The sequence below is a fragment of the Bradyrhizobium sp. 62 genome, assembly GCF_023073035.1.
In the GTDB taxonomy this organism is placed as follows: Bacteria; Pseudomonadota; Alphaproteobacteria; order Rhizobiales; family Xanthobacteraceae; genus Bradyrhizobium.
Map to the genome: position 1 here is coordinate 891571 of NZ_JADPIT010000032.1, position 24804 is coordinate 916374.

General features: G+C 63.3%; 25 protein-coding genes. 5 read left to right on the forward strand and 20 right to left on the reverse strand.

Annotated elements, in window-relative coordinates:
- Positions 1 to 8: 8 nt before the first annotated feature.
- The 17 genes from IVB47_RS33470 to IVB47_RS33550 form a co-directional block, all read right to left on the reverse strand.
- The gene (locus IVB47_RS33470) at positions 9 to 485 is read right to left on the reverse strand and encodes a (2Fe-2S)-binding protein (RefSeq protein WP_007593025.1); all 477 of its coding nucleotides are present in this window, start codon (positions 483 to 485) and stop codon (positions 9 to 11) included.
- Between the two features lie 5 nt (positions 486 to 490).
- The gene (locus IVB47_RS33475; protein WP_247282343.1) at positions 491 to 1309 is read right to left on the reverse strand and encodes an FAD binding domain-containing protein; all 819 of its coding nucleotides are present in this window, start codon (positions 1307 to 1309) and stop codon (positions 491 to 493) included.
- Positions 1306 to 1755 carry an SRPBCC family protein gene (locus IVB47_RS33480; RefSeq protein WP_247467929.1) on the reverse strand — a complete coding sequence of 150 codons (450 nt, stop codon included), beginning with the start codon at positions 1753 to 1755 and terminating at the stop codon, positions 1306 to 1308. The genes IVB47_RS33475 and IVB47_RS33480 overlap by 4 nt, the downstream gene beginning before the upstream one ends.
- A gap of 5 nt (positions 1756 to 1760) precedes the next feature.
- Positions 1761 to 2198, reverse strand: a complete 438-nt coding sequence (locus IVB47_RS33485) for an SRPBCC family protein (protein ID WP_007593021.1) — start codon at positions 2196 to 2198, stop codon at positions 1761 to 1763.
- 9 nt (positions 2199 to 2207) lie between these two features.
- Entirely contained in the window at positions 2208 to 5111 is a 2904-nt protein-coding gene (locus IVB47_RS33490) for a flotillin family protein (protein ID WP_247282345.1), read from the reverse strand.
- A 25-nt stretch (positions 5112 to 5136) separates the two neighbouring features.
- Complete coding sequence (locus tag IVB47_RS33495; protein ID WP_247282346.1) at positions 5137 to 5970, reverse strand: phosphoenolpyruvate hydrolase family protein; 834 nt, start codon at positions 5968 to 5970, stop codon at positions 5137 to 5139.
- Between the two features lie 3 nt (positions 5971 to 5973).
- On the reverse strand, positions 5974 to 8187 hold the full coding sequence (locus tag IVB47_RS33500; RefSeq protein ID WP_247467934.1) for an ABC transporter permease: 2214 nt from the start codon (positions 8185 to 8187) through the stop codon (positions 5974 to 5976).
- Positions 8180 to 8962: an ABC transporter ATP-binding protein gene (locus IVB47_RS33505; protein WP_247467937.1), complete on the reverse strand. Its 783-nt coding sequence runs from the start codon at positions 8960 to 8962 to the stop codon at positions 8180 to 8182. Before IVB47_RS33505 ends, IVB47_RS33500 begins: the two co-directional genes overlap by 8 nt.
- Positions 8955 to 10088 carry a branched-chain amino acid ABC transporter permease gene (locus IVB47_RS33510; RefSeq protein WP_247467940.1) on the reverse strand — a complete coding sequence of 378 codons (1134 nt, stop codon included), beginning with the start codon at positions 10086 to 10088 and terminating at the stop codon, positions 8955 to 8957. The genes IVB47_RS33505 and IVB47_RS33510 overlap by 8 nt, the downstream gene beginning before the upstream one ends.
- A gap of 1 nt (position 10089) precedes the next feature.
- Positions 10090 to 11100 (reverse strand): branched-chain amino acid ABC transporter permease, encoded by a 1011-nt coding sequence (locus tag IVB47_RS33515; RefSeq protein ID WP_247282348.1) that lies wholly within the window; start codon positions 11098 to 11100, stop codon positions 10090 to 10092.
- A gap of 200 nt (positions 11101 to 11300) precedes the next feature.
- Positions 11301 to 12128 carry an AraC family transcriptional regulator gene (locus IVB47_RS33520; protein ID WP_027569321.1) on the reverse strand — a complete coding sequence of 276 codons (828 nt, stop codon included), beginning with the start codon at positions 12126 to 12128 and terminating at the stop codon, positions 11301 to 11303.
- Positions 12129 to 12257: 129 nt separating this feature from the next.
- Complete coding sequence (locus tag IVB47_RS33525; RefSeq protein ID WP_007593010.1) at positions 12258 to 13508, reverse strand: ABC transporter substrate-binding protein; 1251 nt, start codon at positions 13506 to 13508, stop codon at positions 12258 to 12260.
- Between the two features lie 339 nt (positions 13509 to 13847).
- Positions 13848 to 14813, reverse strand: a complete 966-nt coding sequence (locus IVB47_RS33530; RefSeq protein ID WP_247467943.1) for an ABC transporter ATP-binding protein — start codon at positions 14811 to 14813, stop codon at positions 13848 to 13850.
- Positions 14810 to 15784: an ABC transporter ATP-binding protein gene (locus tag IVB47_RS33535; protein ID WP_247467946.1), complete on the reverse strand. Its 975-nt coding sequence runs from the start codon at positions 15782 to 15784 to the stop codon at positions 14810 to 14812. The genes IVB47_RS33530 and IVB47_RS33535 overlap by 4 nt, the downstream gene beginning before the upstream one ends.
- A gap of 3 nt (positions 15785 to 15787) precedes the next feature.
- Positions 15788 to 16648 carry an ABC transporter permease gene (locus tag IVB47_RS33540; RefSeq protein ID WP_247433421.1) on the reverse strand — a complete coding sequence of 287 codons (861 nt, stop codon included), beginning with the start codon at positions 16646 to 16648 and terminating at the stop codon, positions 15788 to 15790.
- Complete coding sequence (locus IVB47_RS33545; RefSeq protein ID WP_247407959.1) at positions 16645 to 17589, reverse strand: ABC transporter permease; 945 nt, start codon at positions 17587 to 17589, stop codon at positions 16645 to 16647. Before IVB47_RS33545 ends, IVB47_RS33540 begins: the two co-directional genes overlap by 4 nt.
- 79 nt (positions 17590 to 17668) lie before the next feature.
- Positions 17669 to 19210 (reverse strand): ABC transporter substrate-binding protein, encoded by a 1542-nt coding sequence (locus IVB47_RS33550; RefSeq protein WP_247467950.1) that lies wholly within the window; start codon positions 19208 to 19210, stop codon positions 17669 to 17671.
- Positions 19211 to 19449: 239 nt separating this feature from the next.
- Between IVB47_RS33550 and IVB47_RS33555 the strand changes: the two genes are divergently transcribed.
- Positions 19450 to 20406: a MurR/RpiR family transcriptional regulator gene (locus IVB47_RS33555; RefSeq protein ID WP_247467953.1), complete on the forward strand. Its 957-nt coding sequence runs from the start codon at positions 19450 to 19452 to the stop codon at positions 20404 to 20406.
- A gap of 148 nt (positions 20407 to 20554) precedes the next feature.
- On the opposite strand, the gene IVB47_RS33560 is transcribed toward IVB47_RS33555, so the two are convergent.
- The 3 genes from IVB47_RS33560 to IVB47_RS33570 form a co-directional block, all read right to left on the reverse strand.
- Complete coding sequence (locus tag IVB47_RS33560) at positions 20555 to 20830, reverse strand: hypothetical protein (protein ID WP_027569328.1); 276 nt, start codon at positions 20828 to 20830, stop codon at positions 20555 to 20557.
- 428 nt (positions 20831 to 21258) lie between these two features.
- Complete coding sequence (locus IVB47_RS33565; protein ID WP_247467955.1) at positions 21259 to 21591, reverse strand: hypothetical protein; 333 nt, start codon at positions 21589 to 21591, stop codon at positions 21259 to 21261.
- Between the two features lie 277 nt (positions 21592 to 21868).
- A complete protein-coding gene (locus tag IVB47_RS33570) occupies positions 21869 to 22153 on the reverse strand; it encodes a hypothetical protein (RefSeq protein ID WP_247467958.1) in 285 nt (94 codons plus the stop codon).
- A gap of 322 nt (positions 22154 to 22475) precedes the next feature.
- On the opposite strand from IVB47_RS33570, the gene IVB47_RS33575 reads away from it, so the two are divergent.
- The 4 genes from IVB47_RS33575 to IVB47_RS33590 all read left to right on the forward strand — a co-directional run bounded on the left by IVB47_RS33575 (position 22476) and on the right by IVB47_RS33590 (position 24734).
- Positions 22476 to 22994, forward strand: coding sequence for a hypothetical protein (locus IVB47_RS33575; RefSeq protein WP_247467961.1), 519 nt, complete (start codon positions 22476 to 22478; stop codon positions 22992 to 22994).
- A gap of 110 nt (positions 22995 to 23104) precedes the next feature.
- Positions 23105 to 23311: a hypothetical protein gene (locus IVB47_RS33580; protein ID WP_247467964.1), complete on the forward strand. Its 207-nt coding sequence runs from the start codon at positions 23105 to 23107 to the stop codon at positions 23309 to 23311.
- Between the two features lie 129 nt (positions 23312 to 23440).
- Positions 23441 to 23716 carry a hypothetical protein gene (locus IVB47_RS33585; protein ID WP_027569331.1) on the forward strand — a complete coding sequence of 92 codons (276 nt, stop codon included), beginning with the start codon at positions 23441 to 23443 and terminating at the stop codon, positions 23714 to 23716.
- 265 nt (positions 23717 to 23981) lie between these two features.
- Entirely contained in the window at positions 23982 to 24734 is a 753-nt protein-coding gene (locus IVB47_RS33590; protein WP_247467968.1) for an outer membrane beta-barrel protein, read from the forward strand.
- Positions 24735 to 24804: the final 70 nt, after the last annotated feature.

The window sequence follows — 24804 nt, forward strand, 5'->3', positions numbered from 1 at the left end:
GTGGTCCTTCAGGCGCTCACCCGGCCGCCGGAGGCGGCGAGGATGGCGTTGATGATCGGCTCGTAACCGGTGCACCGGCAGATGTTGCCGGAGATCGCCTCGACGATCTCGGCGCGGCTCGGGGAGGGATTGCGGTCGAGCAGCGCCTTGGCAGCCATCAGCATGCCCGGCGTGCAATAGCCGCACTGGGCAGCAAAATTCTCGGCGAAGGCGCGCTGCAGCGGATGGAGGTTCGGTCCCTGCTTCAGGCTATCCAGCGTCTCGACAGAGCGGCCGGCGACGGTCTCGGCCAGCGTCAGACAGGAGAGATGGAGCTCGCCGTCGATCAGGACGCTGCACGTGCCGCAGCCGCCCTGGCCGCAACCGAACTTCGGCGTCATGTCGCCGATCAATTCGCGAAGCGCGACGAGCAGGTTGGTGCCGCCGTCGACGAAAATGGCGACATCGCTGCCGTTGTGACGAAATTGCAGGGCAGTCTTGGCCATACGATCTATTCCTGACCCAAAAGAAGACGACGCAGATGGACGCCGACGATCTCGCGGCGATACCAGGCGCTGCCGAGCGCGTTGTCGGACGGCGATGTTCCTTCCGCGGCTGCAGACGCTGCGGCCGCGACGGTCGCGGCATCGAGCGCGCGGCCTTCGAGAGCGCGTTCGGCCGCCCGCGCACGTATTTGCGTCGGCGCCATCGATCCCAATGCAATTCGTGCACCGGCGATCCGTCCGCCACTGATAGGCAGATGTGCAGCGAGCGTGATGACGGAGCCGCCTTTAGGCTTGATCCGGGCGACCTTGCGGTAGCGAAAAGCCTCCGCGCTGGTCGGTCGCGTGCACGACACCGACAGCACGAGCGTCCCCGCCTGCCTTTCGCGCGACTGCAAAAACTCCTCAATTGGAATGTCGCGCGATCCAAAGCCGCCTTGCAGGGCTACGGTGGCATCGAGCGCAAGCAGGGCGACGGTGAAATCGCCATAGGGACTGGGCGCGAACAGATTGCCGCCCACCGTACCCATGTTGCGCACCGCCGGGCCACCGATCGAGCGGGCGGGAGCGTGCAGGAAAGCAAGGTCGCGCTCGCCCAGAATCTGGGCGAAAGTGACGCCAGCACCCAGGGTGATCCGCGGGCCGGAGGGGGCGATGCGCGTCAAGGCATGGTCATTTGCTCGCACGACGGTCGAGATCGAGATGTCGCCTTCGTTCAGTGCGCGCATCACCAGCGTGCCGCCGCCGAGATAGCGCGCGTTACGATCGGACGACAGCGCGGCGGCGGCCTCGCTCGAGCTCATGAAGGTCTTCACCGTCACGGTCATGTTGACACAGCCTCCTTGAGGTGCCGGCGGATCGCTTCGAATCCCGCTTGGTAGATATCTTCCGCGACCATGTGGGTGATCCGGTCCTTGTCCTCCGGCCGTGTCGAGAAGCGGGATTCCCAGTGCCAGAAGGTGCGGTCGCCGTCCGTCACGGGCAGCAGGCGGACGTGGGCTACGTAGTTGAACATCGGGACCGGCGTATCGAGCAGGCAATAGCTGAAGGTCTGCTCCAGATCCGACAGCGTCAGCAATTGCTCGCGCAGCTCGGAGCCGTCCTGCAGCTTGAACCGCCTGACACAGCCGATCTTGTCCGAAGCCTGCGCGCGCTCGATCGTGGAGGTCGCAACCGCCGGATGCCAGCGATCGTGCCCGTTGAAGTCGCGCAGTACGGGCCACACGGAGCCGGTCGGCGCGTCCAGGATCGTGCTCTTGACGATGTGCGGCACGGCGCTCAGCCTCCGAACTGGCGTTTGAGGGCGTCGAAGCCGCCCTGGAACACGCCGCCGCCGATATTCGCGACGAGCTCCGCCTCCCGCTCGGGTGCGCAGTCGAACTCGGCGGTCCATTCCATGAAGGTCTGGTCGCCATCCGTGACCGGCGTCAGCCGAAGCGTCGCGACGTAGTCCTCGACCCCCATCGGGGATTCGAGGATCGAATAGGTGCAGAACATGTCGTAATCGGACAGGCCAAGCAGCTTTTCCCGGATACGATCGCCATTGCGCAGGCGAAAATCCCTGACGCAGCCGATCTTGTCGGATGGCTCGCCGCCCTCGATGCGGCTTTCCGCAATCGCGGGATGCCAGTTCGGCAGACCGTTGAAGTCGCGCACCCGCGCCCAGACGCGATCGTTGCGTGCGTTGACGACGGTTGAGACGTAGACCCGGGCCATGGTGCCACCTCAGCTCTTCTTCCGGGGGCTGCGCTCGGGGGGCGGCTCCCCGTCGGGCGAGGGCGCAGCAGCTGGCTTCTCGCCACCGCCACTGTCGCTGCCCTTGCGTGCGGAGTCCTTGATGCCCTGCATGTCGCGAGCTTCCCGGATCAGGCCTGGCATCTTGGCGAGGCTGCCACCTTCGACGCCGATGTCCGCCAGAAGCGAGTCGATCAGCGGCGCCTGGACGCGGTAGCGCAGCGCCGAGTCGATCACCTCGTCGGTGGCGCTACGGCCGCCATTGCCACCATGGCCGTTGCCGTTGAGGCCATCGACCTGAAGGATGCGGATGCCCTCGATCTTCTCCATCGGCTTGACGCTCTCGCGGACGATACCCTCGATGCGGTCGAGCAGCTTTCTACGGAACAGCGAGTAGCGTGCCTGGTCGGTCAGCACGTTCTCGGCCTCGTTGAGCATACGCTGCGCCTCGGCCTCGACTGCAGCGCGGATCCGTTCGGCTTCCGCGGCAATTCGCGTTTCCTCGGCCTGCTTCTCGGCGATCAGGATCTCCACGGTCTTACGGCGCTTCGCGATCTCGCTCTCGCGCGCGGTAATGACGCGCTCGGTGGCTTCAGTGGCATGCACCCGCGCTTCCTCGGCCGAGGCCTTGGCCGCAGATTCTTCGAGCGACTTCAGGTGAATGGCAATCGCCTTCTCCATCAGAACGGTCTCGACCTCCTTCTCGCGATTGATTTCAAGCTTGCGCAGCTCGCGCTCGCGGCCGATGCGGGCCTCGTCGAGGCCGCGATCGGAGGCAATGCGGGCGCGGTCGACCTCCTCGCGCGCGGCAATCTCGGCTTCCTGAAGCGACTGGACACGGGCGACTTCGAGTTGTTCGATCGAACGTCGCCGTTCGATTCGCGCCGCCTCCAGCGCTTGTTCGCGCGAGACGTCCGTGGTCTCGATCTCCTTGCGCGCGACAATCTCGGCCTGCCTGACCTGGCGGTCGGCGTCGATGCGCTCGGATTTCTTGGTCGAGAGCGCAATGACGCGGTCCTCGTCCGCGATCTCGATCGCCTTCTTGTGCTCGATGTTGAGGACTTCGCGCTTCCTGGAGGAGGTGATGCGCTCGGCTTCTAGCGCGAGATCGACGCCGATGCGCTGGCGCTCGATGGTGTCGCGACGCTTCAGCTCGGCGGCCTCGAGCACGGCTGTGCGCTCGATCTCGAGCGCACGTGTGTCACGCTCGGCCTGGATACGCTCGGCTGCAACGGACTTCTCCTGCGCGATCCGGGCGGCTTCGATGGCTTCGCGTGAGGCGATGTCGGCTTCCTCGACGGCGCGGTTGCGGGCGATCTCCAGGGAGCGCACGCGTTCTTGCTGAGTGATGCGGGCAGCTTCCGTGGCTTCGCGCGCGGTGACCTCTGCGACTTCCAGCGTCTGGTTGCGTTCGATCTCCAACTGCCGCGTATTCTGCTCGACTGCGATGCGCTCGACAGCGAGCCTGTGCTCGCGGGCGATGCGCGCCGCCTCGACCGCGCGCTGCGCCTCGATCTCGGCTTCCTGGATGTTACGCACCTGCTGGATCTCCAGCGCACGGGTGCGCTCATCGGATGCGATGCGCTCGACATTGACAATCATGGTCTGGGCGATGCGGGCCTTTTCGGTCGTCTCGCGGGCAGCGATCTCGGCTTCGTCCACGGCGCGGGTCCGGTCGATCTCGCGGCGCCGGGTCTCCTCTTCGTTGGCGATGCGGGCGTCGGTCACGACGCGGTCCTGCTGGATACGCGCTTTCTCGATCGCCTCGCGGGCGGTGATCTCGGCTTCCTCGACGGTCTGCATCCGCTCGATTTCGCGCTGGCGCACCTCGCGCTCGGAAGCGATGCGGCTGGTATCGATCGAGCGCTGGTTGGCGATCCGGGCCTTCTCGATTTCTTCCCGTGCCAGCAGTTCCTTCTCCTCGATGGTGCGGGTGCGCTCGATCTCCCGCTGGCGGGTCTCACGCTCCGAGGCGATACGGGCTTCGGCGATCGCCTGGTCGTTGGCGATTCGCGCCTTCTCGATCGTTTCACGGGCGGAAATCTGCGCCTGCTCCGCTTCGGTCTCGCGCAGGGCCCGCTCGCGCGCGACCTCGGTGCGTTGCAGGGCGCGGCGCATCTCGATGTCACGCTCCTGTTCGAGGCGCGCCGTCTCGCTTTCGCGCTCGATCTCGAGCGCCTGCCGCTCGGCCTCCAGGTTGCGAGAGCGGATCTTGATCATCGAATCCTGCTCGATGTCGTTGCGCAGCTTGCGCTTGGCCTCGATATCCTCCATCAGGCGGGTCAGACCTTCGGCGTCGAAACGGTTCGAGGGGTTGAAGAATTCGAGATCGGTCTGGTCAAGATCGGTGATCGCGACTGACTCCAGCTCGAGTCCGTTCTGGGCAAGTGCCTCGGCCGCGTTCGCCTTGAGGCGGGCGACGTACTCTCCGCGTTGCTCATGCATCTGCTCGAGGGTCATCTCCGAGGCAACGGACCGAATGGCCGAGATGAATTTGCCGGCGAGGAGGGCGTGGAGCTGTTCGGGCTCCATGGTACGGCGGCCGAGCGTGGCAGCCGCGATGGACACGGCTTCGCGAGTCGCCTGGACTCGGACATAGAAATCGGCCTCGATGTCGACGCGCATGCGATCACGGGTGATCACGGCGTCCTGCCGCGAGCGCACGATGCCCATCGGCTGCACGTTCATGTTGACCGGCGTGTAGTCGTGGATGAACGGCAGCACGAAGGCGCCGCCGTTGATCACAACGCGCTCGCCGAGCAGGCCGGTACGAACGAATGAGGTCTCCTTGGACGAGCGGTGATAGAGCCAGTTCACGATGTAGACGCCGACCACGATCACCACGACGGCGACGATCAGCCAAAGGATCAATTCACCGACCAGAGTCCCTGACATGTTTCTCTCCCTCGACCTTTCGGCGTTATCGCGCGCCGATCGCCTTGAATTTGCGAACCTGATCCGTCAGCGCCCGTTCGACCGGCAGCCGCTCCATCGAGGAGGCGCCGTAGAAGCCGTGGCAATTTCGTGTGTTCCTCATGATGAAATCAGCATCGTCCGGATCGGAGATCGGTCCGCCATGAGCGAGCACCAGAATGTCCGGATTGACGCCGAGCGCGGCGGAGGCCCAGGTGTCGATGTGCGCCGGGCAATCCGTCAGCTTGAGTGCGGTCTGCGCGCCGATGGTGCCCCCGGTCGTCAGGCCCAGATGACAGACGATGATATCCGCGCCCGCGATCGCCATCGCGGCGGCTTCCTTCTCGCTAAAGACGTAGGGCGTCGTCAGCAGGTCCTTCTCGCGTGCCTTTGCGATCATGTCGATCTCGAGCGCATAGGACATGCCGGTCTCTTCGAGATTGGCGCGGAACACGCCGTCGATAAGGCCGACGGTCGGAAAGTTCTGCACACCGGCGAAGCCGAGCGTTTTCAATTGGTCCAGAAAAAGATCCATGTCGCGAAACGGATCGGTCCCATTGACGCCGGCGAGCACTGGCGTCCTGGTCACGACGGGCAGCACTTCGCCGGCCATCTCCAGCACGATGGCGTTGGCGTCGCCGTAAGCCATCAATCCCGCGAGCGAGCCTCGGCCGGCCATTCGGTAGCGGCCGGAATTGTAGATGACGATGAGGTCGACACCGCCGGCCTCCTCGCATTTGGCCGAAAGGCCGGTGCCGGCGCCGCCGCCGACGATGGGCTCGCCGCGCCTTGCCATGTCGCGGAAGCGCTTCAACAGTGCAGCGCGTTCAAACCGGGCCATCGGTCACCTCGCTAGTCTCCGGCGCGCCCCAGTGCGGCCGAACAGTGTTCGGAACGCGCTGACAATGGTGGAGGCGAACTCGGGGTCATTGATGTTCTTGGGAACGCGGATGAGCTGACGATTGGCGGTCTGCCGCACGTTGCGCTCAAGCGTGCGGAACAGCGCCGCATCGGTGTCCGGATCCCAGAACGGCTGTCCTCGCGCGTCGAGCGCGGAGACGCCGCCCTCGGGCAGGAAGAAGCGCACCGGGCCGTCCATCCGGTTGAGTCGATCGGAGATCCAGTGCCCCATGCGCTCGTTCTCCTCCGCCGTGGTCCGCATCAAGGTAACCTGCGGGTTGTGGACGTGGAATTTCCTGCCGCGGTAGCGCTCCGGGATGGTCTCGGGCGCGCCGAAATTCACCATGTCCAGCGCGCCCGCGGAGCCGACATAAGGCACCCGGCTGCGGATGATGGCGCCGAAGCGGTCGTCGGTCGCCGGGAACACGCCACCCATCAGGAGGTCCCCGACCTCCGTGGTCGTGAGGTCGATGACGCCTGCAAGCTGCCCGGAATCGACGAGTGCCTCCATTGAGCGCCCGCCGACGCCGGTGGCGTGGAAAACCAGGCACTCGAAATCTTCGCGCAAGTCGGCCGCGATCTTCTGCACCGCCGGCGTAGTGACACCAAACATGGTGATGCCGACCGACGGCAATCCGCTGTCGCTCCGATCCTTTCCTGCATGCTGATCAAGGCGCGCCTTGACCATGCCAGCCAGCGCGTTGGCGCCGTGCTGGCCAACGGCGCGCGAGATGGAGTTGAGGCCCTGCACGTCGGCGACCGAATGCATCATGGTGATGTCCGCGGGGCCGACATAGGGCCCGACGTCACCGGAGGCGACGGACGAGATGATAAGTTTCGGCACTCCGACAGGAAGGGTCCGCATACCGGGCGCGACCAGTGACGCTGCGCCCGAGCCGCCGGCCGAAATCACGCCGGCAACATTGCTCTGGCGCCGCAGCCAGCTGGCGAAGGCCTCGGCCATCGCGGTGACGGCGGCGCCGCGGTCGGGTCCGAATACCGCCGATCCGCCGCGACCATGGTTCAAGGCGATCTCCTGGGCGGAGACGTCGCTGGCCGCGTGCCTGCCGCTGGTGGAGACATCGACCAGGCGGGTTCGCAGGCCGGTCCCGGCGATGATGTCGCGGATGAAGTGGAGCTCGGTGCCCTTGGTGTCGAGCGTACCGACGACGAGCACCACCGGAGAGCCCTGCGTTTGTGCCGCGACCGGTTCGCGCCGGCGTCGTGCCGTCTCGTCGAGACGCATCACCTGTGTCGAGAACGTGCGGGCCGCGGCCTCGATGCGGGCGATCGGCACCGGTTGCGACCAGCGTGTCGGCGGCGTCGGGTTGGACATGTAGATGCGGATCGCGCCGCCTGGCCGCGTCTGCTGCGGAGAAGGCTTCGGTTCCGTATCCGCTGGCGGCACGTCGAGGTCGAGCTCGAGTCCGGCGTGCATTCCGACACCGAGCAGGCGCTGCTGCAGTTCTCGATCGGCGGCAAGCCGCACCGAATCGATGATGCGGTTGACGCGGCCGTTGACCATGATCGCGACGTTACGCGACACGGTCGTCGCCACGCCGATATTCTGCTCGATCACGAGCACGGACATCTCGCCGTCCTCGCCAAGCCGTAGCAGCATCTCCTCGACCTGGGCCACGATGACCGGCGCGAGCCCCTCGGTGGGCTCGTCCATGATCAGGAGCCGCGGGTTGGTGAGCAACGCGCGGGAGATCGCAAGCATTTGTTGCTCGCCGCCGGAGAGCTGGCCGCCGCCGTGATCCTTGCGCTCGGCCAACCGCGGAAACGTCTTGTAGATGCGCTCGACCGTCCAGGCGCCGCGGCGCAAGCCGGCGGCAAGCTGCAGATGCTCGTCGACACTGAGCGAACGCCATAGCCGCCGTCCCTGCGGAACGTAGCCGACGCCGAGTCGGGCTATGTGGGCGGGCGGCTGCCGGGTGATGTCATCGCCGCGGATACGAATCGAGCCGCCGCTGACCGGCACCAGCCCCATGATGGCCTTGCATAGCGTGGTCTTGCCCATGCCGTTGCGGCCGACGACCGAGAACACGCCGGCCTCGAGCGTCAGGTCCACGCCCTGCAGCGCGTGCGAATGGCCGTAATAGACGTCCAGGCCGCGGACTTCGAGCGCGGCGGCGGTACGGCGGACCTCACTCATGGCCGCCTCCGAGGTAAAGCTCCTGCACTTCGGGATCGGACTCGATCTCCTGCGGACGGCCTTCCTTGAAGATCCGCCCGTTGTGCATCATCGTGACGCTCTCGACGACGCGCAGGGCCACGTCCATGTCGTGCTCGATGATGATGTAACCGATATGCGCGGGCAGGGAGGTCAATATCTCGATCAGCTCGGCACGCTCGGTCGGCGACAGTCCCGCGGCGGGTTCATCGAACAGGACGAATCGCGGCGCGCCGGCAAGCGCAAGTGCAATCTCGAGCTGGCGCTGCTGGCCATGCGCGAGCTCGGCAACGCGCTGATCCTTCACGCCCGAGAGATGGACGGCCTGCACGAGATTTTCGGCCGCGTGCATCAACGCATCGTTCTGACCGGGGCGGAGAAACGAGAAGCGCCCGCGTGAGACGCCCCGGCAGGCGAGGTAGACATTGTCCTGGACGGTGAGGCCGGGAAACAGCGCGGAGATCTGGTAAGTCCGGCGCAGGCCACGGCGGATGCGCTCATAGGGCGGGAAGTGCGTGACGTCCTCGCCGAAGAAGCGGATGGTGCCACTAGAAGGTTGGAAGTCGCCGGTGATGCAGTTGAACAGCGTGGTCTTGCCGGCGCCGTTGGAGCCAAGCACGGCGCGCCGTTCGCCGGGGCGGACGGTAATAGTGATGTCGGTGAGTGCCGCTAGCGCGCCGAACAGACGCGTCACGCCGCGCAGCTCTAGCGCCGCGCCGGCGCCCACGACAGAGAGGCGTTGCGCGACGCTATCCATGGCGGGATCCTTGGGTGGATCCTTGGCCAAGTTCTCGGCCAGGTTCCCGGCCATGTCGTCCACTTGAACTTGCCGCGCCGGAGCGTTGGCGGCGCCGCCAGCTCTGCCAGAGCCCGATGACGCCGTCCGAGGACCAGAACACGATGGCGAGGAAGCCGAGGCCGATCAGGAGCCGAAAGCGGTTGCCGTCGAGCCCCAGCTTGACCAGGAAGTCGAGTGCGAAGGTGCGCAGCAGCACGAAGATCAGCGCGCCGATAAAGGGTCCGACGGGGCGCGTGATGCCGCCGACGATCGCGATGATGAGGATATCGATGCACGCTCCAACGCTCACGGATCCCGGCGAAATCTGCCGGTAGTTCCAGACCTGGAGTACCCCTGCCAGCGCCGCGACGAAGGACGCGAAGGCGTAGGCCGCAACGCGATGCGCATTGACGTTGAAGCCGAGCGCTGCCATGCGGCGGGGATTGTCGCGTACGCCTTGCAGCGCGAGGCCGAACGGTGCGCGGGAGATGTAGTCCACGGCGAAGTAGCACAGCGCGGCTACCGCGAGGACGATATAATAGAAGGGAATGTCGGCACGCCAGTTGACGCCCCAGAAATGCGGCGTGGCAACGGTATTGATGCCGGTATGGCCGTTGAAAATCGCCCAATTCTGGTTGGTGAAATAATAGAACGCCGCGCCGATCGCGAGCGTGATCATGATGGTGTAGATGCCCTCGGTGCGTACCGCCAGCGCGCCGCCGAGCGTGCCGAAGATGGTCGCGAGCGCGAGCGCCATCGGGACCGCAAGCCACCACGGCCAGCCCAGGCTGATATTGGCGTTACCGCTGACGCCAAACACCGCGACCATATAGGCCGAGAAACCGGCGATGGTGAGCTGCATCAGGCTGACCATGCCGCCATAGCCGGCAAGAAACATCAGACTCAGCGCCATGGTTCCGAGGATCAGCGTGGTCGCAAAGATCTCGATCAGGAAGAAGCCGTTGGCGATCAGGGGCATGATCAGGAGAATGGCCGCGACGGTCCAGGCCGCCGGATTGTCGATCTCCGGCCATCCGCGCAATCTGGAGCGTTGCACCGCAGCGGTGGGACGAACCGGGACGCGGGCGTCGTGAGCGAGGGACATGTCAGCGCCTCGCCAACAGGCCCTGCGGCCGAATTGCCAGCACCAGAACCATGATCAGGAAGGTCACGACGATGGCGTAGGTTGGGATGTAGACCGAGCCGAGCTGCTCGGCGAGGCCGATGATAAGCGCGCCCAGCGCAGCCCCCGGGATCGAGCCCATGCCGCCGACGATCACGACGACGAGGGAGGCGAGCAGGAAGCGGATATCCTCGCCGGGCGAGAGCGACTGGAACGTTCCGCCGACGACGCCGGCGACGCCGGCGAGGCCGGCGCCGAGCGCAAACACCACCACGAAAACGAGTTGGATCCGCACTCCGGTCGCCGCCAGGATGTCGCGATCGTCGACCCCGGCGCGGATGATCATGCCGATGCGCGTGCGGTTGAGCGCCAGCCACATCGCCACGCCGATCACGACGGAGGCGGCGAAGATCACGAGTCGGACCATGGGATAGCGGAGATAGACCGGCTCGCCTGAGGATTTGACCGCGGTGACCAGCGGCAGCTCCACAGGTCCGATCAACCAGTTCGGGGTCTGGATCTGATAGAAATCGCCGCCGCAGGCCCACAGCATCAAATCGGCGAACACGATCGAGAGACCGATCGTCACCATGGTCTGGCGCAGGTCCTGGCCCTCCATGCGGCGGAAGACGAGGACCTGGAGCAGGACGCCGACCAGTGCCGTCAGGATGAAAGCGACGATGAAGCTGAGGACCCATGAACCAGTCGCGGCGCTGATGGCGTAGCCGACATAGCCGCCGAACAAATAGAGTGAGCCGTGCGCGAGGTTGACGTTGCGCATCAGGCCGAAGATCAACGTAAAACCGCTGGCGACGAGGAAATAGAGACCGCCGAGTGTGATGCCGTTGAACAGAGCGTTGAGGAAGACCCGCTTGCGGCCGAACGCATCTTCAACGCCCTGCGGCCAGACCGCGAAAATCAGCCAGAGTGCTAACGCGATCGCGATGATGACGATCAGTGCCCAGGCGGGATGGCGTTCGACAAAGCGGGTCATGATTGCCGCTCCGTCTTCACGTCACCCCATCTCCCGCCCCGCAAGCGGGGCGAAGGGGCACGCAGACCGTTGCCGGCCGCAAGCCCTGCCATGCACGTGCGCTCCCTATCGCGCGCGATCCTCGTTTCGGGACCGCGTTTGGCGCATCCTAATGCGGCTGTAAGGGAGGCGCTTGATCGTGAGTATCTTTTCGCGTGGCCTCAGGCGCGCAAAACCTTGGCCGCGCGGCGATAATCTGTCGGCGCCATGCCGACATTGGCGGCGAAGAAGCGGGTGAATCCGCTCTGCGATGAGAAGCCGAGATCGAAGCCGATATCAGCGATCGGCGCTTCGCTCGCCACCAGCGCCTCCAGTGCCTGCTCCATCATCAGCGTGTTGAGATAGAGGTGTGGCGTGACGCCGGTCTGGGTGCGGAAGAGCCGATAGAAATGCGGCCGCGACAGGCCGGATTCGCGCGCGATGGTGTCGAGCTCGATCTCGGCGCCAGGACTCTCCGACATCATCTTGATGCATTTGCGAACGCGAAAATCCGTGACGGAGCCGTTTGCGCGTGGATCGCGCGCGGTCGCCGCCTGTTGCCAGCTTTCGTCGTAACAGATGTCGATCAGGCTTCTCAGCTCGCCATCGAGGCTGTTGAGCGACGGAGCGCCGCACACGAGGGCGGCTGCGTGCCTGATATGCTTGTCCAGCGCAACGGACCGCGTGAACTGGGTGCGGCCGAAGCGCAGGCGGTCGGCGCCGGGCGCATCGGGCGCAAACCACTCGGCATTGACGTAGAGCACGAAGAAAACGGCGCCGCCTTCGAGATCGGACGGCAAGAAATTATGCGGCTCCCACGGATTGACCGCGACGACGGACCCTTCGGTGAGCTCGTAGCGTCCGTCGCTGACATCGATGCATGCGGAACGCCCGCCGACATGGAAGATCAAATGACCTTCGCGATGTGCGTGGATGTTGAAAGGGCGGTTCAACTGATAGACCGTCGCCCGACCAAAGCGGCCGTGGAAGACGGCGAGCGCCCGGCTCATGCCTCTCCTCCCAAAAGCTCTTGTATTTTTTGGTAGCGTTCAACAACCGGGGAGAGAATGCAAGGGCGCACGTGTCGCGCTTCTGGCAAATCTCTCCCCGGCCGGTCATCGTTCGCGAACTAGACTAGGTCAGTATTTCTTACATTCCGGTACTGTGCGGCTCGGTAAACCGATTTTGGCGAACACTGCGGGATCGTAGCCGAGCGTTTGGTTGACGTTCGGGATCACGTTCACGACCTTTGAGAACAGCGCGCCCTTGCCGTCGTCGACAACCTCGGTGACGAAGTTGGTGCCGATCGCCTGGCGGTTGGAGTCCAGCTTGATCTTTCCGTTGGGTGCGTCGAGTTCGATCTTGGCAAGGGCCTCCTTGTACTTGGCTTGATTGTTGGAGAGATCTCCGTTGACCTGACGCAGCGCCAGGATCAGCGCCATTGTCGAGCCATAATAGTTGGTGGCGAGCAGCGATGGGCTCGGGAAGCGCTTGTTGGGCGGAAACGCGTCCTGATAGTCCTTCACGAACTTCTGCCAACTCGGGTTCTCCCAGGTGTCGGCCTGGCCGCTCGCGGCCAGCGTGCCAATCAGGGCATTCTTGGCGTTTCCCTTGGACGACAGGATGGTCTGGTCGATCATGATCGAGCCGCCCATCAGATGCGCCTTGCCGCCGGCCTGCTGGTATTGGTTCAGGAAGTTGACGGCGTCGGCGCCGCCGAGGCCGAGATAGATTGCATCGACGTCGTCGGGCAGTGCGGCGATAACCGAGGCAAAGTCCTTGGTGCCGAGCGGCACCCATTGCCGGTTGGTGACCTGTCCGCCAGCACCGCAGAACTCGAGCACGAGGCCGAACACTTGCGTATAGATGAAGGAGTAGTCTTCGCCGACGGTCGCGATCTTGCGATACTTCTTTTGGTCATAAGCGTATTTGCCGAGGCCCACCTGCCATTGCGCGCCGTCCATGTTGTAGCGGAAAAAGTTCGGGGCCGGATCGACATAGGTTGTTTCCTGGGCCCCGGAGGCGGCATTGATGAAGGTCAGTTCAGGATGGGTCTTTGCAAAATTCTTGACCGCGATGCCTTCGTCGCCAGAGAGCGGCGACAGCAGGATCTGTACCTTGTCCTGCTCGATCAGCTTGCGCACGGCTCGCACGGCGGAGTCCGGCGTCGCGTCGGTCGAGGCGATGACAAATTCGAGTTCCTTGTCGCCGACCTTCTTGCCGAGCACGTTGAGGGCCGTCTGGAAGCCGCGGATACCGTCCTCGCCGAGCACGGTGTAGGTACCTTCGAGCGTCGCGGTGACGCCGACCTTGATCTTCTCCTGTGCGAAGGCGGTGCCCGAAAGTAACAGGCTGCTCAACGCGATCAGTCCTAGACTGCCTTTCAACATTGCTCTCCTCCCAGGGCGTTCTTGTCGCTGTTTTTCACCGCGCCCTGACGCGTCCGCCGCACGATGCGGCGTTCGGACAAGGCCAACGGTTCTTGAAAGGGAGGCTATCCGAACTCGGATGCAGTGCACGTGTCGGAGCCGTGGGCGGTTTAACGGGCAGTCTCATTTTGAATGTTGCGTCGCGATTAACATCGCGGTGCAACAGGCGTCAGGCTTCCCGAATTGGCACCCGCCAGCCGCATGGCGGTTGCGACTGCGGCCGCGTGAACAGGATCGCTCGAATAGAGGAGAAATCAATCGTAGGCGTTGCGTGATTTCGCCGCGCGCGGCACTCGCTGGTTATACGTTGTGGCAGGCGATTGTCCGACCGTCCGCACCGACAGATCGAAGTTGTGGCACATCGACGAGACAGCGATCGCTGGCCATTGGACAGCGGGGCGCATATGCACAACCGCGCGGTCGCGTGAAGAGACTTGGCGGTTCACCCATTTCGATCGCACCCTGGATCCGTTTCGATGGATCGGGCTTCGGAATTGCTGCCACCAACGCGCGCGTATAGGGATGGAGCGGACAATCGAGGACCGTCCGCGTCCCGGCCTGCTCCACGATCCGGCCCATATACATGACAGCAACGCGGCTGCTGATCTGTCCGATCACGCCAAGGTCGTGCGAGATGAAGAGCATCGACAGTCTCAACTGGTCACGCAGATCCATCATCAGATTGAGCACCTGCGCCTGCACCGAAACGTCGAGGGCCGAGACCGGCTCGTCGGCAACGATGATGGACGGGGTGGGAAGAATGGCGCGTGCGATTCCGACCCGCTGCCGCTGCCCGCCACTCAGCTCGTAGGGATAGCGAGCGGCGAAAGAGGGGTTCAACCCGACGGCCGTCAAGGTGGCAGCTATGGCCGCGCTTCGCTCGGCGCGGCTCTTGAAGAAGCCGCTGATGTCGGCCGCCTCCGCCACCGAATCTCCAATTGCGCGCCGCGGGTTGAGCGATGCATTGGGATCCTGGAAAACCATTCGAACACTTAGACGCTTCTCACGGAGGCCGGAGCCGCCGGCTCCGATCAATTCGGTTCCCTTCAATTTGATGTTGCCGCTGTCGGGCTGGACCAGCCCGACGAGGGTGCGGCCCAGCGTGGTCTTGCCGCAGCCGGACTCGCCGACAATCCCGAGGACCTCGCCTTCGGCCAGCGACAGCGATACACCATCCACCGCCTGCACCCGGTATTTCCGACCGGCTCGCCTGGCACTGAACGAGACCATCATGTCCCGGACGTCGAGGATGGCATTGCCGCTCATGGCAGCTCCCCGCCGGCCAGTGGAAATGCGCAGAGCACCTCGTGCCCTTGGGAGGCCTCCAGGCGAGGCGGGGTCGCCACGCGGCACTCATCGCGTACCGCTGCGCAACGCAAGGCAAACACGCAGCCAGCAGCGACCGAACCTGGCAGCGGCGGCTGACCAGAAATTGTAGGCAGCCGGCGCGCGCCGGAACTTCGCGACGGCATGCAATCCATCAGTCCGCGGGTGTAATGATGACGGGGTGCGCCGAACAGCGCATCGACTGCCGCGGTTTCCACAATCCGGCCGGCGTACATGACAGCAACGCGATCGGCGAGCTGCGCAATGACTCCCATGTCGTGGGTGATGAACAATATCGCCATATCGAGCCGATTGCAGAGCTCGCGCAAGAGCCCGAGAATCTGAACCTGTATGGTGACGTCCAGCGCGGTGGTCGGTTCATCGGCGACCAGCACCTGCGGCCTGCAGGCCAGTGCAATCGCGATCATGACCCGCTGGCGTTGGCCTCCCGACAACTGATGTGGATACGCGGACAGCTGCATTTTGGGGTCGGGCATGCGGACCAGTTCGAGCAGCTCGCGAGCGCGGACGAGCGCCGCTGCGCCCGAAATTCCCTCATGTAGGCGTACGGCTTCGGCGATCTGATCGCCGATCCGACGGACCGGGTTGAGTGAGGTCATCGGCTCCTGAAAGATCATTGCCATGCGGCCGTGGCCGGCTTCGACACGTTGCCAGGGCTGCAGCTGCGTTACGTCGCAGCCCTCCAACAGGACCCGCCCGGCCCGGACCCGAGGACCGGGCTGCGGCAGCAATCCCATGACCGCAAGCGAGGTCATGCTCTTTCCACAACCGGACTCGCCGACGAGACCGAGGATCTCGCCCTTGGCCAATCCGAAGGACACGCCCGCGACGATGTCGACCGGCGCGGTTTCCGGCCCCACTGACACCGTAAGGTCGCAAACTGTCAGCACGGCCTAACCCTTCTCACCGAAGACTTGACGGAACCGCGGATCGAGTCGATCGCGCAATGCATCGCCGACCAGGTTCAGAGAAAATGCCGTCGCCACGATCATCATGCCCGGGAAGAAGAGCAGCCACGGAGCGCGCGTGATGAAGGTCCGCGATTCCGCCAGCATATTGCCCCAGCTCGGAATGTCCGGCGGGGCGCCGAGGCCCAGGAAGTCGAGTGAAGCCGCGCCGAGCTGCGCAAACGCAAAGACGAAGCTGGCCTGCACGAGAAGTGGCGAGACCAGGTTCGGCAAGATGTGCCGACTGATGAGCCACGCCGCTCCGGCGCCCATGCTGCGAGACGCCTCGACGTAGGTTTCCGCGCGCAAGCGCAGTGTCAGTCCATAGACGATGCGGGTCGTCGTCGTCATGTAGCCGATCCCGATGGCCAGAATGACGGTGGCCACACTCGGGCTCAAGATGACAATCAGGCCGAGTGCGAGAAGCAGAGTCGGGAAAGCCATCAGCACGTCGACCATGCGCATCAGCAGGTGACCCAGCCGCGGGAACAGAGCGGAGAGTACGCCGGCGGGAACGCCTGTCGCGAGAGCGAAGACGACCACGCCCGAGCCGATCAGAAGCGCCATGCGTGCTGAATGAATGGTGCGCGACAGGGTATCCCGGCCGAATTGATCGGTGCCGAACCAGTGGGTCACGTTCGGCGGCGTCAGACGGATCAGGGGATCGATGGCATACGGATCGTAAGGCGACAGCCAGGGTGCGAAGACCGCGGCGAGCACAGTCGCCAGAAGAACCCCGAGCCCGGCCAGCGCGATCGGGCGGGCGATGAACGGCTTGAGCCACAATGTCACGCTGTTGCTGCTCATTGAAGTTCAACCCGCGGATCGAGCAGACGATAGCTCAGATCGACGATCAGATTGATCAGGAGATAAACCACCACGATGACCAGGATGACGCCCTGGATCACAGGGTAGTCTCGGCGAAGGATCGACTGAACGACGAGGCGACCGATGCCGGGCAGGGCAAACACGGTTTCGGTCACCACCGCTTCGGACAGCAGTGCGGCGAAGGTGAAGCCGAAGGCCGAGACGACCGCCAGGAGTGCATTGCGCCAGATGTGGCGACGCACGACCTGCCACGGCCGAATTCCCTTTGCACGGGCCGTGCGCACGTAGTCCTCCCGGGAGACGTCGAGCATGCTGGCGCGCGTCAGCCGCAGGATCAAAGCGGCATTCGGAGCCGCAAGCGCCAGGCTTGGGAGGACGAGATAGCGGAGATTGACGACACCACCTTCGAAGATCGACGGATAGCCGGAGCTCGGAAACCAACCGAGCCAGGCGGCAAAGATCAGGATCAGATAGAGCCCGACCCAGAACGTGGGTATCGAGGCCATCAGCATCGCCCCGCCGGACAATCCCTGATCGAGCCACGTGCCGTGCCGGACCGCCGCAATCATGCCGATCGGCACCCCGATGACCGCAACCCAGATCATCGTCATGGTGGCGAGCAAGGTGCTGGTCTCGGCGCCATCGGCAATCACCGACAGCACGGGCGCCTGGAAGAAGATCGACCGCCCGAGGTCGCCCTCGAGCACATGACCGGCCCAGGTGAGATATTGCAGGATGATCGGTTGGTCGAGACCGAGCTGGTGTCGCAAGGCGTCGATCTGGTCGGGGGTCGCGGTGTCACCGAGCAGAACATAAATCGGGTCACCCGGCACGATATGGATGAACGCGAAGATGATGATGGACGCTGCCAGCAGCGTCACCGCCGTCGTTGCTGCGCGCTTGAATGCGTAAGACCACATGTGATTGAGCGCCTGGTCAGCTGCAACGATGCGCGCCGGCGCCGGCGCTCGACAGTCTTCGCGGCCTCATTGCCCGTCCTTATTTCGTGGACACATTCCAGAACACGGGGCCGTTTGGGTTGAGCCCCTTGAGCTTGGGAGAAGCAATGTCATAGGTGTAGGCATCGCCTACTTTCATCACCGGTACCTGCTCATAGATCAGCGACTGGATCTTGCCCCAAGTCGACTTGCGCGCGGCTGGATCGGTCGTGTTGATCAACTCTGCCCGAAGTGAGCCGATCTCGGGGCTGTCCCACCAGCCGGGATAGCTCGCATTCAAGAACGTGAGCAGCAGCGGGTCGGGCGCGAAGGAATGGTGGGTGACGAAGATGTCCCATTGTTCCGGCTGGCCGCGCATCTTCAGAAGGGTCGCCCAATCGACGACCATCATCTGAACATTGATCCCGGCGTCGGCCAGCTGGCGGGTGAAGACGGAGGCTTCGTCATAGTGTGCCTGGTAGTTCGTCGAGACCAGCAGGCGGATCGGCGTCCCCGTGTAGTCCGCCTCCTTTGCGAGCTCCTTGGCCTTCTTCGGGTCGTGCGCACTGTAATTGGAGACGCCTTCGCTCGAGTACCAGGGTGTGCCGTTTGGAAAGATCGATCCTTCGGCAGTCCATAGGTCCTTGGGACCGAAGGCGACGCGCAGCGCCTGCGACTTATCCAGCGCGGTCTGGATAGCGCGACGGAGCTTGTAATTGTCCTTCAGGATTCCCTGCTTCGAGTTCATGAAGAACAGGCCGAAGATCGGCGCGTTGGTACGCTGCACCTGAACCGATGGATCTTTGCTCAGGGACTCGTACAGATCACCGGAGATCATTTCCGCATAGTCGTAGTCGCCCGCCTGCACGCCGCTCACGCGCGTTCCGACGTCAGGCACCGGAATGAACCGGATCTTGTCGAAGCTCGCAACGCGGGCGCCGGCGAAGCCGTCACCCTTTTCCTTCACCGGCTTGTAGCCGTCGAACCTCTCCACCTCGACATAGCGGTTCGGCCGCCACTCCACGAACTTGTAAGGCCCGGTGCCGATATAGTCTTTTTGCTCGATTGGCCGGTTCCCCGCTTTGGCGGCTATGTCTTCCGGATAAATCGCAAGACCGCCATTGACGTCCGCAATGAGAGCCTTCCAGGCGCCGTTCGGCGCGGACAATTTCAGGGTGACTTCATATTGTCCGGTGGCCTCGACCGACGTAGCCGCCGACATCAGGAGCTTGCCGCGGGCACCGAAACTGCCCCATCGCGTCATCGAGGCGACCACGTCCTTGGCGGTCATCTCCTTGCCATTGTGGAAGAGGACACCTTCGCGCAGCTTTATGACGATGGTCCGACCGCCGTCTTCCGTGCGATCGCTCTCGGCCAGCATCGGACGCGGCGTATAGGTCGAGTCCAGCGCATACAGGGTCTCGAAGATGTGCCGGCCGATGACCGATGCGACGTCGGCTGTCGTCAGCATGACATCGAGCGGCGGCGGTTCTCCGATGGTGGCTTCGCGCAGCAGGCTGGCGGCATTGGCCTGTGCAAGCAAGAATGACGCGGTGGCCAGCCCCACGACGCCACGCATCAAGACACTTGGACCGTATCTCATGATCGCCCTCCCGCCTTGCTGACCGCCTGCTTCCCGGTGCAGGGGATGTGCCTTTCAGCTGTTGGGCTGCTGGCACGCTATTGGTTGTTTGAAAGTTACATACACAATTTGCCAATTATCAAGCGGAAAATGCTATTCTTGATGGGGCATGCCGATATACGTTTGGTCGATGCTGAAGGTTTCTTACGGCAGCTTCCCGCCAAGGGCGCAGGTGGATCTGACCTGGGGAAGGGCAAGCAATGGCGCGTGCAAAGCGAAATCATCCGGCGAGAGCCGTTGGTGCAGCGATCTCGAAGCCGTCGGGCGACGACAATGTCGTGGCCGGCGACATCATCTCCCTTATCAGGCAGAGCGCTCCAAGCCTCAGTCCGTCGGAGCAGCGCGTTGCCACGGTGCTGCTGGCCGATATGGAATTTGCCGTTCACGCCAGCAATTCCGAGTTGGCCCGTCGGGCGCGCGTCAGCGAGCCGACGGTAACCCGGTTCAGCCGCTCCGTTGGTTGCCGGGGCGTCCGCGATCTCAAGGTGAGGCTGGCTCAAGCAATGGCGGTTGGGCGGATTTACGTTGAGCCTCCCCCGCATCTCGGGACCGATCTGGCACGCCCCGCGCTCTGGCGGTCGGTGTTTCAGGAAATTCGTCGTGCAATTGCCGCTGCCGAGGAGGGACTTCGCAAGGACGACATCGAGAGGGCTGCCGAAGCGATCTCCCGCTGTTCGAAGCTTGCTGCGTTCGGGGTGGGGGGCGGTTCCACTCTTGCGGCGGTGGAAGTTCAGAACCGGTTCTTTCGTCTTGGGATCGCCGTCTCGCATGCCTCCGATCCGAGCTTGATGCGCATGATCGCCGCGACTTTCGGGCGGGATGACGTCGTCGTTGCCATCTCGACCACCGGTGCGGCGAACGAAGTGATCGAGGCAGCCACTATCGCCAAGCAATACGGCGCCTTGGTCGTCGCAATCACCAAGCCGCAAAGCAGGCTGGCCTCAATCGCCGATATTGCGCTTGGCGTGCACGTGCCCGAAGCGCCAGACGCACTTAAGCCGACGGCATCGCGCTATGCATTTCTCGCCACCATCGATCTGCTCGCAGCGTCAACCGCCTATTGCAAGCCGCTCGAGGCCCAGGCACGCATGCGGCGGATTAAATACGAGTTGCTGAAAGGGAGCGACGGGGACGCCAAAGGGCCACTGGGAGACTGAATAATCTACAGTGGCCCAACGAGGATTTGGTCGGTACATCGCCGCTCGTATGTGGCAACGCCAATCGCGCTTCGAAACCTGAACCGCACATCCTGCCGAAAAAAGTTATCTGGCAGGATGCGATGTTCGGAGCCGGCAACGAGGGCTATCAGCGGCAGACGTAGCTGCCATTGACCAGCACGCGGACACATGCCGTGCCGACAGCGGCTGCACCGACTGCGGCGCCGCCGACGACCGCGCGCCTGGTGGTGCGCCGTGCTACGCCGGCGACTGATACGGGCGTCAAGGGCCGCCCGACTCGTGCTTCAGCCCGGCCGAGCGAGAGCGAAAGGCCTTCCTCCGCCGACCAGTCGATCGAGCCGGACACTCCGAGGGCGACCACGGCAACCGCGAGTGATAGCTTTGTGACCAAACCACGCTTCATGATAGTCTCCGCCTGTGAGAGTGAATTTGGATCGCTCCACGGACTGGCGCTCGGACCATTGATCAAGATCAAGGAACCGTCGAAATCGTGAAGCCGTTAAGCGAAAGCGAAACACTAGAACGATTCAGTCGGGTTCGGGTACATGCGTCACCCTTTTCGCCGCTTTTTACTTCTGTATGCAGAGCGGCCTCAGTGTCTCGTCGCTGCTGCGCGCTTTCGCGTATTTCATCAGCGCCGTCCGGGCTGCTTCGCAACGCTCTGCGCTTGAAATTCATGTGTCGATATGACGGCGCCATTCGCGACGCCAAGCCAGCTGATGACGACCAGAACATAGGTCATGGTATCCTCCCCTCAGCCGTCACCTCCTGAGCGCAGACTAGCGCGAGAGACGGCTTAATGAGCGCCGCCCATCGCGCCATCATAAAGTTCTATTGGCACACGTACATGATGCCTTCGCCGCCCTTCACCAACGAGCCTGGGACGCAACCGATGCCGTTGCGCGCCGCATAGTCGGTCCAGCCGCTATAGCCGTAGCTCCACGGTCCGCCGAAATAATAGGCTCGCACCGCGTACCAGGGCAGACCGTCATTCGTGTAGTAGTGACCGCGATAATAGGGAGTGACGTATAATCGCGTCGCCGCTTGCGCCTTGTCGACCTGCAGCGAAATTCCGCCTTGGTCGTTCCAGCCGATGGACAACGTCGTGCCGCATACGAGGACGGCGATGGCAGCGGCAATCTTCCTTGCGCTCGCTGAGTTCATGGACCTTCTCCAAAAATGAACTTCAACGTCATAAGACCAACGCAGCATCAGGGCCGTGGCTTGCTTTAGATCAAGGGATTCAACAAATCGCATCTGCTTCGTCTTCGATTTTACCGGGTCAAGTTCGGATCGCGTTAAGGGAATCTGGATGACGACGCTTTGATGTCGAGTGCAGCCCGCCGGGGCGCATCGGAAAGCATGCTGTCACGTGGTGGACCGGCTCTCTCCACACTTGGGCCAAGTATGCCATCGTGCGAACGCTTCTCGCTCGAATGCGTCAGGCCGTCGGTGACAAGCTCCGAGACGGCATGACGCGTTTGGATCTGCTCTTCATCAATTCTGCCGGCGTAGGCTCGTGTTGCGCCGCGACCAATTTGTTGAAGGCGAAGAATAGCCGGGCGGTGATGCCGCCTTTCAATAGGTGCTCTTCAGGAAGCATCTCGGCGGCCAGCCGTGACCAGCTTCTTGCCTCGGCCACCCAGACCGTTTGGTTCGCCGGATCCTGGCTTGCAAGCTGTCGGCAAAGTGCCGCGCGCGAACTCAGCTCGAATTGGCTCATCATCGGCCCTCCCTGCCAGAAGCTCGATGTACGCGGTGAGAACTCTGCGTTGCGTTCTACATCTCTGCAATTGCCCTTCCGGCCATTGTACCAAGGGGCATGTCACTGACACTGACCAAGCCGTGCGGCACTACGCGAGGCCGTGTTTGGGACAATTCAATTCGTTGATCTGGCTCAAGCGAAGCCGCGTTCGGACGCGGTGAACATTAGCCTTGCTGCAGCGTGCGTGCGCTTACCGACGAAGTGCCGCCATGCCTCAGCAAGTGCTTCACAAGGGGCGCGCCGCGGCCGACGCAACGGCGGGTCGATTTAGGCTACCACGTCCATGCAGGTTGCATTGCTGCGCCAATTCTGCCGCCGTGGCCCGTTGCTTGCCAGACGAAGATCTGCGGCGGCAATGGCGCTGACGATGCCCATCTCACGATATCTGTTCTATGTCGGCGGTACGTTGCTCGCGATGCTCTTCGTTGCGGACGCCCTGGTGCCGGATCGGCCGGCCATACGCGGTGAAGCTGCGCGCTCCGCCACCATCCACATCCATTCCGATTGGAAATTGCCCGAGCGGGTCGTTCTCGACACGAGCCGGCCCACGATTGTCGCAACCGACATCGCCAAGGTCGAACTTGGTGCCCTGCCGGGCGCCGACTTCCAACAGACGCGCGTTCGCGAGGCCTTTGCTCAGCTCGGACCGCTCGATGCCGAACGCCCGCCAGCGCGTTCGTCGGCAAAGGCTGATGCGAAGCCGCAGCGTCAAAACAAAATTGTGAGGAGGCACATCGAAAAAAATATCCGGATCGTCGCGCGGCCGCCGCAGTACGGCTGGTTTGGCAACCAGGTTTGGTGAGCGTCTCCGATGGTCGCATCTTCGGAGTGGGGCGCCCGCCATGATACTGTCAACGAGCGCACGTCGAGGCATTGCCCAATCAAACGTCCTCAAGATCGGGAGTAACTGACATGAGTGAAGCGTTAAGGTCTGGACGGGTCGATCGTCGCGAGGCTTTTTCGTTGCTGGGATGGGCCGCTGTACTCGGATTGGCGACATCCGGCACGTTCCTGTTCGGAACAGAAGCGCCGGCGCAGACGATCGGCATGGAGCGACGCCAGGAGAGGCGGGGAGCCCGCTACGAGCGGCGTCAGGAACGGCGCACGGGGCCGGACTGAACGCCGTCAGGAAAGGCGGACAGGGCGCACGGAGCGCCGCGAAGAGCGGCGCAACTAGGACGTCACATGATCTTACCGATCTTCATTTGCCGACAGATGTCCGCTTGATTGAGATCCGGAAGCTGGCGGATGCCGCAAACCTGGTACGTCACGTTCGAGGTGCACAAGCGCGGGACCTTGCCGAAGCGGCGAAGTCCCCGGGAAACGCGCACATTCGAGAGCGAAGCCGAGGCGCGGACCTTCGCGCGAGAGAAATTCAACGAGGGATTGATCGTGTTCGCAGGCACGCTCAATCCCTTTTTGCCGCGACGGTTGATTCCCTCGAGCGACATTCCGTCCTGGATCGAGCAAGGCCGAGGCGACGAAATTACCGGCCCCGATGCCAAGCGCGACCCGGAGAAATAGGCGGGCCGTCACGGTGGTTGATGCGGATGACTGGAGGTGACTCGGAGCGGACGGCTGCCTTTCGGCCAATTCGGATACTGGCGCCAGTCGTTCGACTCCGCGGGCGAGGCAAACCGAAGCCTGGTTCGAAATGTCTTGAGTGTTGCCATTTTGGCACGTGGAGTTTGCGGCCTCGCCCGTAGAGTTTCAGCTGGAAGTTGGGGGGTGATTGCAATGCAACAAGCCGCCGTTCGAGCAATCAAAAAGCGGCCGGCAAGGAGAGAGCATGATGAAAAGACTTCTGCTGACAACAATTGGCCTGGTGGCGTTGGCCATGGGACCCGCCATGGCTGCCGATATGGCCGTGAAGGCGCCGCCTCCGGCACCGATCGTTCCAATCTACAATTGGACGGGGTTCTATATCGGTGGCAATGGTGGCTGGGCGCAGAACCACAACTGCGTGGATTTCCTTGACGCGGCCGGCGTCGCCGTCGCTTCCGGCTGCCGCGATCGATCCGGTGGCGTCATCGGTGGTCAGCTCGGTTATCGCTGGCAAGCCAGCCAGTGGGTGTTTGGTCTGGAAGCTCAGGGCGATTGGGCGGATCTCAGTAACCAGCGCGTCAGCCTGTTCGATCCGACGCTCTCCACGCGCGCCAAAACGAGCGCCATCGGCCTCTTCACCGGCCAGATCGGCTACGCCTGGAATGCGTCACTGCTCTACGTGAAGGGCGGCGCGGCCGTGACAGACAACCGGCTGAGCGTCCTTGATACTGCGTCCGGCGTCGAACTCGCCGCGCAAAGTGCGACCCGTTGGGGTGGCGTCATTGGTGTTGGATTCGAGTACGGCTTCACCCCGAATTGGTCGGTGGGGCTCGAATACGATCATCTGTTCATGGGGCACCGGAATAATTCGTTCACGGTCGCCGATCCGCGCCTTGCCGCTTTTGTGAACGACCGGATCACCCAGGACGTCGATATGCTCACCGTGCGCTTCAACTACCGCTTCGGCGGGGCCAGCCCGGTCGTCGCAAGGTACTGAGCTCTCCGGGGTCTGACGTCTTCAGGGGGCCGGCAGTCATGTCGGCCCTCATTTTTGTGGCCGTACCGCG